This window comes from Mesorhizobium ciceri biovar biserrulae WSM1271 (assembly GCF_000185905.1).
GTDB lineage: Bacteria > Pseudomonadota > Alphaproteobacteria > Rhizobiales > Rhizobiaceae > Mesorhizobium > Mesorhizobium ciceri.
In genome coordinates this window covers 5,543,953-5,558,870 of the sequence record NC_014923.1, presented here as the reverse complement: position 1 = coordinate 5,558,870, position 14,918 = coordinate 5,543,953, and the positions used below count along the sequence as shown (strand labels likewise).

General features: G+C 60.2%; 11 protein-coding genes. 7 read left to right on the top strand and 4 right to left on the bottom strand.

Annotated elements, in window-relative coordinates; all coding sequences use genetic code 11:
• The first annotated feature begins 4 nt into the window (after positions 1–4).
• The 7 genes from MESCI_RS26940 (at position 5) to MESCI_RS26910 (ending at position 10,513) form a co-directional block, all read left to right on the top strand.
• A complete protein-coding gene (locus MESCI_RS26940; protein ID WP_013533130.1) occupies positions 5–955 on the top strand; it encodes a substrate-binding domain-containing protein in 951 nt (316 codons plus the stop codon).
• A 72-nt stretch (positions 956–1,027) separates the two neighbouring features.
• A complete protein-coding gene (locus MESCI_RS26935; RefSeq protein ID WP_013533129.1) occupies positions 1,028–1,621 on the top strand; it encodes a DJ-1/PfpI family protein in 594 nt (197 codons plus the stop codon).
• A 1,436-nt stretch (positions 1,622–3,057) separates the two neighbouring features.
• The gene (locus MESCI_RS26930) at positions 3,058–5,652 is read left to right on the top strand and encodes a non-ribosomal peptide synthetase (RefSeq protein ID WP_013533126.1); all 2,595 of its coding nucleotides are present in this window, start codon (positions 3,058–3,060) and stop codon (positions 5,650–5,652) included.
• On the top strand, positions 5,649–6,632 hold the full coding sequence (gene nadE, locus MESCI_RS26925) for an NAD(+) synthase (RefSeq protein ID WP_164920078.1): 984 nt from the start codon (positions 5,649–5,651) through the stop codon (positions 6,630–6,632). Before MESCI_RS26930 ends, nadE begins: the two co-directional genes overlap by 4 nt.
• A gap of 3 nt (positions 6,633–6,635) precedes the next feature.
• Positions 6,636–8,657 carry an asparagine synthase (glutamine-hydrolyzing) gene (gene asnB / locus MESCI_RS26920; RefSeq protein ID WP_013533124.1) on the top strand — a complete coding sequence of 674 codons (2,022 nt, stop codon included), beginning with the start codon at positions 6,636–6,638 and terminating at the stop codon, positions 8,655–8,657.
• On the top strand, positions 8,654–10,207 hold the full coding sequence (locus tag MESCI_RS26915) for a class I adenylate-forming enzyme family protein (RefSeq protein ID WP_164919967.1): 1,554 nt from the start codon (positions 8,654–8,656) through the stop codon (positions 10,205–10,207). Before asnB ends, MESCI_RS26915 begins: the two co-directional genes overlap by 4 nt.
• A 39-nt stretch (positions 10,208–10,246) precedes the next feature.
• On the top strand, positions 10,247–10,513 hold the full coding sequence (locus MESCI_RS26910) for an acyl carrier protein (RefSeq protein ID WP_013533122.1): 267 nt from the start codon (positions 10,247–10,249) through the stop codon (positions 10,511–10,513).
• Between the two features lie 59 nt (positions 10,514–10,572).
• Here the strand turns inward: MESCI_RS26910 and MESCI_RS26905 are convergent, their stop codons facing one another.
• The 4 genes from MESCI_RS26905 to MESCI_RS26890 form a co-directional block, all read right to left on the bottom strand.
• A complete protein-coding gene (locus MESCI_RS26905) occupies positions 10,573–11,265 on the bottom strand; it encodes a N5-glutamine methyltransferase family protein (RefSeq protein WP_164753432.1) in 693 nt (230 codons plus the stop codon).
• A 110-nt stretch (positions 11,266–11,375) separates the two neighbouring features.
• Positions 11,376–12,638 carry a polysaccharide biosynthesis/export family protein gene (locus MESCI_RS26900; protein WP_013533120.1) on the bottom strand — a complete coding sequence of 421 codons (1,263 nt, stop codon included), beginning with the start codon at positions 12,636–12,638 and terminating at the stop codon, positions 11,376–11,378.
• Between the two features lie 16 nt (positions 12,639–12,654).
• Positions 12,655–13,884 carry a hypothetical protein gene (locus tag MESCI_RS26895; protein WP_013533119.1) on the bottom strand — a complete coding sequence of 410 codons (1,230 nt, stop codon included), beginning with the start codon at positions 13,882–13,884 and terminating at the stop codon, positions 12,655–12,657.
• The gene (locus tag MESCI_RS26890; RefSeq protein WP_013533118.1) at positions 13,881–14,885 is read right to left on the bottom strand and encodes an SDR family NAD(P)-dependent oxidoreductase; all 1,005 of its coding nucleotides are present in this window, start codon (positions 14,883–14,885) and stop codon (positions 13,881–13,883) included. Before MESCI_RS26890 ends, MESCI_RS26895 begins: the two co-directional genes overlap by 4 nt.
• Positions 14,886–14,918: the final 33 nt, after the last annotated feature.

The window sequence follows — 14,918 nt, the reverse complement described above, 5'->3', positions numbered from 1 at the left end:
GACAATGTTCAGTAGAAAATGGATTGCGGCAGCGACACTTGGCGCGCTGCTGCTGGCCGGCCAGGCCATGGCGCAAGACAAGAAGGTCATCGCGGTGTCGATACCGGCCGCTGACCACGGTTGGACAGCGGGCATCGTCTACCACGCACAAGCGGCGGCCAAGGAAATCAACGCCGCGTTCCCGAACGTCGAAGTGGTCGTGAAGACGTCGCCGTCCGCGGCGGAGCAGGTCAGCGCGCTTGAGGACCTGTCGGCCAGCCGCAAGCTGGATGCTCTGGTGATCCTGCCTTACAGCTCGGAAGAGCTGACCCAGCCGGTCAAGGCTATCAAGGACATGGGCACGTTCATCACCGTCGTCGATCGCGGTCTGACTGACGCCTCCGTCCAGGATCTCTACCTCGCCGGCGACAATATCGCGGTTGGCACCAACACCGCCAAGTTCATGATCGACAAGCTTGGCGGCAAGGGCGACGTCGTTGTGTTGCGCGGCATTCCGACCGTCATCGACGACGAGCGCATCAAGGGCTTCCAGGACACGATCAAAGGCACTGATCTGAAAGTCCTCGACATCCAGTACGCGCATTGGAACAGCGACGAAGCCTTCAAGCTGATGCAGGACTATCTGGCCAAGTACCCGCATATCGATGCGGTGTGGGCCAATGACGACGACATGCTGCTTGGCGTGCTCGAGGCGGTCAAGCAGTCGGGGCGGACCGACATCAAGCTTGCGCTCGGTGGCAACGGCATGAAGGACATCGTCAAGAAAGTGATCGACGGCGACGCCATGACGCCGGTCGAGACGCCATACCCGCCGTCGATGATCAAGACCGCGATCTACATGACAGTCGCCAACCTGATCGGCCAGGCACCCGTCCGTGGCACCGTCAAGCTCGACGCGCCGTTGATCACCCAGGCCAACGCCAAGGAATATTACTTTCCGGATTCGCCATTCTGACCCTATCCGATTTCACAGAAAGGCAGGCGCAGTCTGCGCCTTGCCTAGCTCAAAACACTGAGAGGAAGAACCATGCCAGGCAAAAAGATACTGATGCTGACCGGTGAGTTCACCGAAGAATACGAAATCTTTGTCTATCAGCAAGCGATGGAAGCCGTCGGTCACACCATCCACGTGGTATGCCCGGACAAGAACGCCGGAGATCTGATCAAGACCTCGCTGCACGACTTCGAGGGCGACCAGACCTACACCGAAAAGCTCGGCCATTATGCGCTGATCAACAAGACTTTCTCGGAAGCCGAGAGACAGCTCGATCAATATCATGCCGTTTACTGCGCGGGCGGCCGCGGCCCGGAATACATCCGCACCGACAAGCGCGTGCAGGCGATCGTGCGCCATTTCCACGAGGCCAAGAAGCCAATCTTCACCATCTGCCACGGCGTGCAGATCCTGATCGCTGTCGACGGCGTGGTGCGCGGCAAGAAGGTCGCGGCACTCGGCGCCTGCGAGCCGGAGGTGACACTGGCGGGTGGCACCTATATCGACCTGTCGCCGACCGAGGCCTATGTGGACGGGACAATGGTTTCGGCCAAAGGTTGGACGGCGCTTGCTGCGTTCATCCGCGAATGTCTGAAGGTGCTGGGAACGGAAATCCGCCACGCATAAACTTCTGGAACCGACGCATTCGCCAAGGGATGCGTCGGTTCCCTTCAACAGCGCTTCCATATCCATCAACTCGGTCGGGATCGCGGCTCCCGAGCTACGATATAGGCGAGACACTTAAGTATTGCCGCCTGTTCCGCCGCTTTTCATCCTGCCTGTTCCACTGGTGCTGTTCGACAGGGTCGGCGCGCGGCGTTGTTTCAGCATCCGGATAGGCCGTGTCGTCGACCGTGCGGCCCCGTCGTCCCCCCGAGGCCACCTCGCTCCGGGCTTGCTTATTCGGATTGCAAGCTGCTGACATCAGTCAACGCCTGCAACGGCGCTACGCCACCGGAAATCGGGGTGCGCTTGAGTTCAGGCCCGCGTCAGTAAATCTGGCATCGCGGACAATCCAATAATCTCCCGGCGTCCGGGGCTGGTCATCGGCCTGACGAAAAGAACGGCGTCCAGGAACGATTTCGGCCGGCTGTCGTTGCCTAACATTAGGTATCCCTTATGGACTTTGCGAAATGCCGCTGTGTCAGAATCTATGCCCTCTTGAAATGACGTTCAAATGTCCTCGCTGCGGATTGGCTTTGCTGAAACCCGGGCGCTGGTTCCAGGTTGCGTCCAAATATCGCTGCGAGGGCTGTCACAGCGAAATCCGGATTACGTATCCCGACAAGATTGCACTTTTCCAGAAGTATGCGGATTCGCAGGGCGAGGTCCATCTCCCCCAAAGCATAGCTCAGTCCTGACCAGTCGTTCAGCGGCTAGGCCACGGTCCTGCCAGGAGGGCAGGCGATCTGAAGGCTGACTTCCGGCGGTAGGGTTGCCTGTAGCATGGAACGAAATCCGTTCCCTGCGGTTGGAGTTGTCCAGCTACACGCGATTGAACCGGCCTTGCCCCACAGTCAGGAGCAGTGATGCAAACATACCTGGTGGAACAAATGGAGGGGGATGACGTGGTCGCGGCGAGTAACGTCAATGCGTCCAGCCCGTTCACGGCGGCGACTATGTCAACGGGACGCCAGGTTACCCTGCGGACTTGGGAAAACAATTGGGTTCGTGTAACGGATGAGCTTGGAGGGGAAGTGTTCGCATACTGCTTCGTTTCAAGCACTGGCAAAGCGGATAGCAGCGCGCAGCCCGACACCTCTGTAAGGTAAGGTAGTCCCGCAGCCCGGGCGGGCGCAGGCTGGCCTCTTCATCTTCGAATAATTCAAGCGATTAAGACCGTCTCACGCATCATCCGAATGATTGATGAAAAGATCATGCCGCGGAGCGATAAGCGGCAACAATCCTAGCGTGGGGCCCTTATGTCTCTGGCGCATTTAGAATCTTCGAGGGCGATTCAAACGGTGCAGGCTGACTACCAAGCGGTGGTCCCTTGCCGATGGCTAAAAGCTCCCGATCATGCTCTTGACCATGGCGGGCCTGTTCTACGTCTGCATCAACGGATGGGAACTGGCTTCGCCGACGTTCCTGTCTTTGATCACCTGAGGGAGATCGCCGGGCGTTATTCCGAAAAATTAGCCGCCAGCGACGGCACCAATCGACTGACCTATTTCGAGCTTTTTCGGGCGGTCGAGGCATTGGCCGGCTGGATTGAAGCCGTCGTTCCCGACGGAAATGCGGTTGGAATACTTCAGGCCAACTCGGTCTGGTACACCGTTGCGATGCTGGCCAGCATGGCATCCGGTCGGCCGTCAGTGCCGCTTAACGTGCGAGATCCGGACTCGCGCATCAACGAAATCGTCGCCGACGCGAGGCTCTCCGCCATAATTGGCGACAAAGGCCTCCACGGCCTTGATCTGCCCCAGCACGTTGCCTGGATCGATATGGCGCAATCATTGCAGGCAACGCCCCATCCAGCCGCACACCGTGTGGTTTCTGTCGATGCACCGGCAATCGTGCTTTATACCTCCGGCAGCACGGGCCGCCCCAAGGGGATTGTCAACAGCCAGCGGAACTTGCTGTGCCGAGTGCAGCAATATGTCGATGCGTGCCACATCAATGCACAGGATGTATTCCTGCCTCTGACCGGCCCGGCAACCATCGCCGGCTGTCGGGAAATTCTTGCCGCTCTTCTCACGGGTGCCACGTTGCAGCTTGTGGAGGTTGAAGCCGTCGGCCTGCGCGCGGTTCGCGGCCGCATGCAATCCGAAGGCGTGACGATCACCTATCTGGTGCCGGCATTGCTTCGCGCTCTCTTGGCGGATGAACCCGCGGACGCCTTTGGTTCGCTCAGAGTTGCCCGAATTGGAGGCGAGAAGGTATCTTCGGCCGACATCCGCCTCGTGCGCAAGGCTGTCCCGCCAAATTGCCTGGTGCAGATCGGGTATTCATCGACGGAAACGACGGGATCGCAGTGGTTCTTGCCGCACGATTGGCCGGAATTCGATTCTTCGGCTCCCGTCGGCTGGCTGCTTCCGGGAATCAGCTTCGCAGTGGTCGATGAAGAGGGTTACCCGGTTCAGCCCGGCAAGATCGGAGAACTGTTGATCAGAAGCCCGTATGTCGCGCTTGGACATTGGGAAAACGGGGCCGTTGTTCCGTTTGAAGTAGACCCCGACGACCAGAAGCTTCGCATCTTTGCGACGGGCGATCTTGTGCAAATCGGGAGTGACGGCCTGCTGCGGGTCATAGGCCGCAAAGGGCGCCAGATAAAGGTCAATGGGCGGCGCGTTGAGCCGGCCGAACTCGAACGGGTTCTGCGTGGCGCGCCGTCGGTGAAGGATGCCGTGGTTATCGTCACCCCGGCGAATGAACTGGTTGCATTCGCCGTACCGCACAGCGGAGCAGGAGCCAGTTTTTGCGACGAGCTGCGCCAACTTGCCAGGACAAAATTGCCGCCGGCGCTTTGCCCGTTGCGACTCCATGCAAGCGCCGAGATACCGCGACTGCCCGGCGGAAAGATCGATATGACAACGCTGGCTGCAATTGACCTTTCGGTTCGGGAAACCACGCCCCCACCGCAAATACCCCATGCGGGACATGAAGTTCCTGCTCATCAGATCGTACGGCGTGCCTGGACCAAGGTCCTCAAGACGCGGGTCGCCCTGGGCTGTTGGGATGAAGCGGGGGGAGATTCGCTGAAGCTGCTGCACTGCGTCATGGAAATCGAAAGCGCGATCGGGCAGGAGCTCGGATTGGAAGCCTTCACGGTTGGAATGAGCTTCGATGAGATGGTTGCAGCGGTCATTTCTGCTCAAGGAGGCGGCGAGCACGCGCCCGCTTGGAAACACGAGCCTCCGCTGCTTTTCCTTTTCCCCGGGTCGGTCGGCTATGGTCCGAGCCTTGCTTCGTTCGCATCGGCGATAAGCAAGGTCGCCAGGGTGTCTCCCATCAGATATCCGGCCCTGGGCATGATCCTGCGAGGTCAGAACACCGTCGCCGCAATGGTCGAAGCTGCAATCGATCATATCAACCGCGTACAGCCGACCGGCTGTGTTCGCCTGCTTGGTCACTCGCTCGGAGGAGCGGTCGCTTTTGAGGTTGCCGCGCGTCTGCTTGATCAAGGGCGAGCTGTAGCGTTCACGGGCATTCTGGATACCAGCCTGGTTGGCGAACGCAGCAAGCGTTGGGAGACGATTACCCGGACATTTCACCGGATCCGAACCAATCGTATATCGGCTAGTCGAGTCGCATGCCGCGCGCTTGCCAAGGTCGCGGTCAAAATGCACTGCGAATCCCGGCTTGCCAGCTTCCTCGACCGCTATGCCGAGGGTCAGTTCAACCCGACGAGCTTCAGAACCAAACTGGAACTGCAGGAAGTTCTGCGCGCGCGCGCCTTCTTCCAGTGGCTCACAGAACCCAGGCCGATACTGCCGATCACCGGCACCTTGTTCCGTTGCGCGCGGCCCGGAATGCCGCTTGCACTTGGGTGGGATCGGGCATTCGTCCATCTGGACGTCATTCCGATCGCCGGCACTCACATCGACATGGTCGTGGAGCCCCATCTGACCATCAATCGCCCGCTCATCGAAAACGCTGTGACTGAGACCTACTCTTCAATCGAGTCACAGAAACGGGAGGCAGTGTCATCGACCTGACCGGGGAATTCAGCAGCGATGTGCTGGCGCTCGATGCCCGGCTGGAGATCGATCGCATCGTCGAGACCTTGCGCGAACAGGTTCTCGGCACACAACGGCGCCGCGGAGTGGTTGTCGGGCTCTCCGGAGGCATCGACAGTTCGGTCGTCGCAACGGTCTGCGCACGCGCGTTCGGCAGGGACAAGGTACTGGGCCTGTTCATGCCGGAGCGCGATTCATCCGGCGACTCGTTGAGGCTTGGCCGCAGCGTCGCCGGGCAGCTTGGCATCGACACAATCCTTGAGGATATCCAGCCGGCGCTCGAGGGCATCGGTGCCTACGCCCGACAGACGGAGGCCATCCGAACTGCCGTCCCTGGATATGGCGAAGGCTGGAAATGCAAGCTGGTCATGGCATCGGTGCTGGAGAGCAGCGGCCTTAATATCACGCGCCTCACCGTCGAGGATCCGGACGGAAAGATCGACACCGTGCGTCTTTCGCCGGCGGCTTACCTGCAGATCGTCGCTGCAACCAACTACAAGCAGCGGGTTCGCAAGATGACTGAATACTATCATGCGGACCGCCTCAACTATGCAGTGGCAGGCACGCCAAACCGGCTCGAATATGACCAAGGCTTCTTCGTCAAGCAGGGCGACGGCGTCGCCGACGTGATGCCGATCGTCCATCTCTACAAGACCCAGGTTTATCAGCTGGCGGAATATCTCGGGATTGACGAGGAGGTCCGAACGAGGCCGCCGACCACGGACACGTTTTCCATGGCGCAAACCCAGGAGGAGTTCTACTTCGCCTTGCCCTATCAGCTGATGGATTTGTGCCTCTACGGCATGAATCACGGAATTTCGGCCGGCGTGGTTGCCGCCGCCGCCGGCCTGACGGCCGAGCAGGTCGAGAAGGTCTATAAGGATATCGTCAGCAAACGCCGCGCCGCCCGCTACCTTCACGCACGGCCGCAGCTGTCCGCTGCGATGGACAGGGATTGACCCATGTGCGGCATCGCCGGAATTGTGGCGCTGAACGCGGCTGCGGAGCCTCCTTCACGAGCCGCGCTTCTACGAATGGCAGCCGCGCTCTCCCATCGAGGCCCGGATGAGAGCGGCGTTTACCGCGACAGGCGGGCGGGGCTGGCGCATACCCGTCTGTCGGTCATCGATCTCTCGACCGGACAGCAGCCCCTCGCGGACACCGGCGATACCACCTGGATCGTGTTCAACGGCGAGATCTTCAACTACGTCGAGCTGCGTGAACAACTCATGGCGCTGGGGCATCGTTTCCGCACCCGCAGCGATACCGAGGTCATCGTGCACGCCTACCGCGCCTGGGGCGTGGCCGCATTCGAGAGGCTAAACGGGCAGTGGGCACTCGCCATCTGGGATTCGCTGACAGGCCGTCTCGTCCTGTCGCGCGACCGGTTCGGCATCTGCCCGCTGCATTTGTGCGAACATGCTGGCCGCCTTCACTTCGCCAGCGAAGTGAAGGCCATTTTCGCAGCCGACCCGGCGATACCGCGGGCCTTTGATCCGGCGGGGATAGACCAGACTTTCACGCTGTGGACGGTCGTACCGCCGCAAGGCGTATTTCAGGGAGTGAAGGAACTTACCCCCGGCCATGTACGCATCTACGACAATGGCAGCGTTCGTGAGCACGCTTTCTGGAAACCTTGCTATCCCGAGATCGCGGACCAGGCCCATGGCACCTTCACCGGCTCACTGGACGATGCGGTGGACGAAGTGCGTAGCGCCTTGCAGGCCGCGACGGCGCTTAGAATGGTCAAGGCGGATGTGCCGGTTGGCTGCTACCTTTCCGGCGGGCTCGACAGCTCACTTGTCGCCATGCTCGGGAGGCGCTTCGCCGGCGCGCCATTCCAGACCTTCTCGTTGCGTTTTGCTGACGCCGAATATGATGAAACCCGTTACCAGCGGCTGGTTGCAAGTGCGAGCGGCGGCGAGCACCACGAGGTGATGGTTTCGCGCGGTGATATTGCCGAGGTTTTCCCAGATGTGATCCGTCACGCCGAGCGTCCGATTCTCAGGACCGCGCCGGCGCCGTTGTTCCTTCTCTCGAGGCTGGTGCGCGAACATGGCATCAAGGTCGTCCTGACCGGCGAGGGCGCCGACGAGATGTTTGCCGGCTACGACCTGTTCCGTGAAGGCAAGGTCCGCCGTTTCTGGGGGCGGCAGCCCGCATCCGCCCGACGCGCGCGACTGCTGGAACGCCTCTACCCCTATCTAAGCCGGTCGCCGGTCAAGCAGCAGGCGATGGCGCGCCAGTTCTTTGGACTCGGTATCCATGCATTTGGCGCGCCCGGCTTCGCGCATGACACCCGCTGGCGCACCACCAGCGCGATCAAACGGCTGTTCTCGGCCGGCATGCATGCCGAAGCGGCGCGTCACGACGTGGTGGCGGACCTGCTTGGCCGCCTGCCCGAAGAGTTTCCACGATGGGGTCCTCTCGCGCAGGACCAGTATCTTGAGATCAGGACACTGATGTCCGGCTACCTGCTCTCCTCGCAGGGTGACAGGATGCTGATGGCCCATTCTGTCGAGGGGCGCTTCCCGTTCCTGGACGACAGGCTCGTGGCGTTGGCGAATTCGCTTCCGCCCGACTACAAGCTGCGCATTCTGGATGAGAAACACGTGCTGAAGCGTGTGGCGAAATCGATCGTGCCCGCGGAAGTCGTGGCCCGCAAGAAGCAACCCTACCGCGCGCCCAACGCACTTTGCTTCACGGGCGATGGCGCACCCGCCTATGTCCGCGAAGCACTCTCCGAGACTGCCCTGCGCGCGGCGAATGTCTTTGATCCGAACTCGGTCGCGCGCCTGCTGGACAAATGCGCTGCCAAGACCGGCGATGGGGATCTGTCCAACTCGGACAACATGGCGTTGGTCGGCGTGCTGTCGACGCAGCTCCTCCATCAGCAGTTTGTCGCAAGCCGCCCATCGAGCGCGCATGCGGTCGATCTCAGGATAGATGTCGATCACCTGCACAGGGAAGAGGTGCTGGTATGATGCATGGCGCCGTACCTCTGCTGGACGATTACCTCAGTCATTCGGCCGAGCGGCTCGGTGGCAAGATAGCGCTGGTGTGCGGCGAGCACCGGCTCACCTATGACGAGCTTGAGACACGCTCCAGCGCGGTCGCCCGTCATCTCGTCACGTCCGGGGTCGCTCCCGGTGACCGCGTTATGATCTTCGCCGACAACACCGTCGAGACCGTGGTCAGCTTCTGGGCGGTTCTCAAGGCGAGCGCCGTTGTGTGCGTCGTCAATCCGCTCACCAAGAGCGACAAGCTGGGGTATTTGCTCAACGATTGCCTTCCGGCAGCATTGATCACCGACAAACATTTGCAGCCGGTCTTTGCTGAGCCGGCGCGTAACTGTCCGTCGCTGCGGCGGCTCATCGTCTCCGGTCAGGTGGACGACGCCGAGCTCCGGGGATTGCCACATGCCGTGCGCTGGGATGAGGCGGCTGCCGGCCACGGCAAAGCGCCGGCCCGCCGCCGCATCGATATCGATCTCGCAGCCATCATCTACACGTCGGGCTCGACCGGCGAACCCAAAGGCGTGATGCTGACACACAGGAACATGATGGCAGCCTGCACGTCTATCGCCTCGTACCTTGAGCTTGGCGAAGACGACGTGATCCTCAATGTCTTGCCCCTGGCCTTCGACTACGGCCTCTATCAGATGATAATGGCATTCCGTACCGGGGCGCGGTTGGTCCTCGAGCGCTCGTTTGCCTTCCCCGCACAGATACTTGCGATCATCGAAAGGGAGAGAGTTACAGGCTTTCCCGGCGTGCCGACCATCTTTGCCGCGCTGTCGGATCTCAGGACGCTGAAGGCAAATGATTTTGCAAGCATAAGGTATGTCACGAACACGGCGGCAGCCCTGCCGCTTAAGCACATTCGCCTGCTCCAGGAACTGTTTGCCGCCGCCCGCATCTATTCGATGTACGGCCTGACCGAATGCAAACGCTGCACCTATCTTCCGCCGGACGATCTTGCCCGAAAACCGTTGAGCGTGGGGATCGCCATCCCGAACACCGAAATGTGGATTGTCGATGAGGATGACCGAAGGGTTGGTCCCAATGTCGTCGGCCAGTTGGTCATCCGCGGGGCAACGGTCATGAAGGGCTACTGGGGTAAGCCGGAGGCTACCGCGAAGAAGCTCAAGCCAGGTCCTTTGCCCGGCGAGCAGGTTCTGTACACCGGCGACTACTGCCGAATGGACGAGGAAGGCTACCTCTATTTTGTCGGCCGCAGCGATGAGATCATAAAATCGCGGGGAGAAAAGGTGGCGCCTAGGGAAGTCGAAAACGTGCTGATGGAAATCCCGGGAGTACGGGAAGCCGCGGTTGTCGGAGTACCTGACGACCTGCTGGGGCAAGCAGTGAAAGCGTTTGTCGTCATGGAGCAAGGAACGATCATGGGCGAAAAGCAGCTGCGGATGGAATGTCAGAAGCGATTGGAAAACTTCATGATTCCGAAGTCCATCCAAATTGTGTCCAGTCTGCCGATGACGGACACGGGCAAGCTCAAGAAAATGGCGCTGTCATAAAGCAATTTACGGAAATTATTTGGATCGGAGGCCAATTCAATGCTGAGCACGAACAACAGAATTGACACCTACAGCGATCAAATCCGCGCCTTTCTGGCGTCAAACTTCTACGTAGCCGACCCGCGTGCGCTGGAAGTTGAAACGTCGTTGCTCGATCAGGGCATCATAGACTCGACTGGAGTGCTTGAAGTTATCGGATTCGTCGAGGAGACATTCGGCATCACTGTCGAGGACAGTGAACTTCTGCCGGAGAATTTCGATTCCATCCAGGGAATTGCACGTTACGTGGTCAGCAAGGAAAACTGATCGCCGGGCTACCGCTTGAGGGCGTCGTCCCAACCGAGCGCGCAAACCCATGGCGCGGCTCACGCTGACGCTTTGGCCCGTGCACAAACCACCCTGGCTTCACCGGCTTTGTTCGCAACCGTGCGAATGCTCTCATAGGCTTTGGAACGCTCAACCAAACTCATGACCTGCCGGTCCTGGCCAAGCCCGACCTCGAAAAGCAGCATGCCACCTTGCCGCAGGTAGTGCTGCGCCTCCTTGATCACCCGCATATGAATGCTCAGGCCGTAAGGCCCGGCAGCGAACGCCTCACGGGGTTCAAGTTCCATCAGATGCGCGCGGTCGTTTTCGAGCCGCTTCTCCGAGATGTAAGGCGGGTTGCAGACGACCAGATCGATCGTACCTTCGAGTTCCAGACCCGAGAAGGAATTGAAGAGGTCGCCCTGTAGCACCGAAATGCGTCCGGCCAGGCCAAGATGGGCAACGTTCCGGCAGGTGGTTTCGACGCAGCTGTCAGTGAGATCGCTCGCCCAGACGCGCGCGGTGGGGACCTTGTATCCAATGGCGCAGGCGAGATTGCCCGCCCCGCAGCACATGTCCACGACACGCGGTACCGGCCTGTTAAGTTCACGAAGGACATTGAGGGCGGTGCTGCCGAGCAGTTCCGTCTCCGGGCGAGGGACGAGCACGCCGGGCGCGACAACCAACTTCAGCCCCATGAAGTCGGTGCGGCCGGTGCTGTAGGCGCTGGCGACATCTATTTCACCAATCACGGCAAACCCGCTTTCTTGATTTCCCCATGTTGATTTCTCAGGCGCCCGGTCTTCATGCCGTGGGCGAGCCATCAGCAACGTCGTTCCCGGCTCGGTTCACGTCCGCGCAACTACTGGATCGCCGCGCTCTGCAGTTCGCTGCTGAACCTCACCTCGATGGTGTCTCCAGGCGCAACCTCGGTGTCCTGGTCGACCGGTCGACCTCTCGACGCGTCGCCGGCCCCGCCGGTTATTGTGATCCGCGCCTGAAAGGTTTCGCCGGCGACGGGCAGTGGAAGCGCGGACGCCCCTGATGGCTGAAGCTTCTGGCTGGCTGCGTGGAGCCTTGCAGTGGTCTCGGCGAGGCGAAGGTCGGTGTCCCTCAATTCGTTCAGAAGGCCGATCCTTCTTTGATTTTCATTGCGTTCCTGCTGCCTGACGGAGTCTTCCTGCTGGCGCCGCGTTCTCATCAGTTCGACCGAGGTCTCGAGCGCCCGGCTCGACGACATCAGCACGGCACGTCTGACGTCGGCGAGCCTGCTGTTGGTCAGGTTGCCCGATTCGAACGATTTGGTGACCCGCGCAAGATCGTCTTCATCCTGTTTCACCGCGGCCGCTTCCGTCTGCTCGCGCTTGAGCAGAACCTCGACCTGAGCCTCGGCATCCTTGGCGGTCTTGTCGAGATAGCTTTGCTCCTGCTGAAAATTGTTCAGCGAAATCTTGAGGCCCTCCGCTTCCGCCTGCGCGACCGCCGATATCAATGCATTCGACAGGGGCGAGCCTTGCGGCGGTTGCATGTCAAATTCTGCCTGGTTCTGAAGTTCGGCGCGGATGCGCGCGCCATGAAAGTAGTCTCTGATGTAGTCCCCCCAGATCGACTCGTAGTCGCGTCGCAGATCAACGGGATCAGGTCCGCTTTGGCTTGCCCGAGACCGCAGGAGACTAAAACCGCCGGCGACGGCAATTGCCTGTCGGACAGTCATGAGTGGCCGGTAAGTCTGCTGCCCTGGTGTCAGCACATCGCCAGTCACATAGATCGGACGGTACTCCGCGATCACGGCCGTGACGTCGCTCGGCTTGATGACGATCATTTGCTCCCGTCCATCAGGCAGGCGCTGATGGACTATCTTGGTTGGCAGCACCGCCTCCATGCGCGTCTGCAATTCGGCCGGCGTCAGCCCGCCAACCGGGATCATCCCGAACTCGGGCAGCGCGATCGAGCCATCCATTTGCACGATCGCGCGTTGCGTTCGCTCCGCTATGGAGGCTATTCCTATCTCCACCGTATCGCCGGGCGACAGCTTATAGGCCACCGGCGCTTCAGCCGCGGCTGCGATATCCAGGGCCAGGCAGCCGGCAAGGGCTGCAAAGAGAATTCGGCTAACGAAGGCCATCGATGGCAATCTCCCTTTAATTCAGGCCCGGCTGCTGCGGCCAATCGAGATGGGCGACGAATTCGTAGACCGGCCCACCAGGCACCCCCCAATTGCTCGACCAGATCACTTGCGACCCATCAGGGGACGGTGAGGCATGTGTCTCGCTCCAATAGTCGAACGGAGCGTTTCGCGTCTGCACGATGCGTCGGACCTCCTGACGACCGTCGACACGCAGCGCGATAACTTCGCGCGTGTATGGCGCCCAGTCCGGGTGGCTCCGAACCTCATCGGGATTGCCCCCGTAACTTATAAATGCCCATTCGGGCCTGTCCAAAGCACGCAGCGACGTATGCTCGGCCTCACCGTACTTCGTGAGCGACGTGACCTTTCCATCGGACAGCCGTCGCTTGATCACCTGATATTTGTCCGGAGCGGATTTGCTGGTTCCGACGTAAATTTCGCTGCCATCCGCATCGAGAGTCAAATCGCCATGGCCGGGCCGATGATGATCCTTCCACATTTGGCGCAGGGTGCCGTCGACTGCGAAAATGGCTCGCTGTTCGGTGCCGTCGACCAGATTTTGGAAACACAGGATGTTCTCTCCGAGCGGAGAAATGGTGCAGGAACTGGTCGTTCCGGCAACCTGGGCGAGATCGATGTCCGGGTATTTCAGACGCCGGTCGATGTCGTATGCGAAAACGACAGCAGCTCCATCATTGCGGGTCGCGCGTACGGCAATGCGGTTGCCGTCACGACTAGGATTTCCCTTGGACGGGCCGAATTCGAGATCCCGATATTTCGTTGCGGAATACACTATGTCCTCACGATTGGTGCGGGGCGCCCAGATCGAAATCTTTTGACCATCGACACAGATCATCATCTCCGCGTTTCGAGGGCGCCATTCGCACTCACCCGACTTGTTGCGATGAAACAAAGGGAGGTAGGTTTTCCCGTCGAGGAAACACATGCCGTTGCAGCCGTTCATGAGGACGAGGAGGCTCTGATCCGCATTCCAGGCTTGCGCGCTCGAGTAGCGATGACTGCAATATATTTTGCCGCAGACAATTCCGCTGCCAAGCGCTCCGGGCTGGGTGATCCGAGTAAAGCGGATCCCTGTCGCCGGATCAGTTGCAGGTTTCAGATAAGCGGGCAGATCCATTGCCGGCTCCGTGCCTGCCGCACCGCTCGGCCGGTTTCCGGCTGTGTGCAGCGCCAGCAGAGCGGCCATCAACAGCAAAGCTGGTATGAGCCGCGGAAAGGTCATGTCATGTAGCTCATTTCGCGTCGGACGCGGCCTTCGCTGAGGCGCGAGCGCCACCACTCGATGGTCTTTTCCAGACCATCACGCAAGCTCGTATGTGCCCGCCATCCGACTTTACTTTCAAGGTTCGAGGAATCGGCGAGCAACGCGCGAACCTCGGAGTTTTGCGGCCGCATCCGGCTTTCATCTCGACGAACTGGTTTCCTGGTGCCACTCAACTCGAGCACCAACTCCAAAACGTCCGAGACACTGACGGCGCGCTGGCTGCCTGCATTGTAGGCATGGCCAAATTCAAGCTCGGCCGCCCCTGCCGCCACAAATGCCGCCGCAGTGTCCTCCACAAAGGTAAGGTCGCGGATAGGGCTGGTGTCGCCGACCATGATCGCCGGACAGTTCTCGTCCAGAGCCTGCCTTATGATGGTCGGCACGATGGCGCGCTCGCTCTGGCGCGGCCCGTATGTATTGAACGGTCGCAGGATGACCACCGGCACATCGAAGGACCTGGCATAGGACGCCGCCATCATGTCTGCGCCGATCTTGGACGCAGAGTAGGGGGACTGTCCCTGCAGTGGGTGGGATTCGTCGATCGGCATGGTCAGAGCGGTGCCATAAACCTCGCTCGTGGACGTATGCACAATGCGTTCGGTTTCCCAGTGGCGTGCCGCTTCGAGGACATTCACGGTGCCCAGCACATTGGTTTCCACATAGGATTGGGCAGCCGCGTAGGAGTAGGGAATCGCAATCAGCGCAGCCAGGTGAAACACCGCCGCCTGGCCGCGCACGATCCGGTTGATGAACGCGCTGTCACGAACATCCCCGCGAATGCATTGCAGCTGGCCTCGAACGTGGTCGGGTAAATCGTCCAGCCAGCCATGGCTGTCGAACGAGTTGTAGAGGGCCAGTGCCGTTACATCGGCGCCTTCGTGCACCAGCGCTTCCGTGAGGTGGGATCCGATAAATCCATCCGCACCCGTGACCAGGACCTTCCTGCCGCGATAGCTCACGACTGCGCACTCCTTTGATCGTGTGAGCTGTCA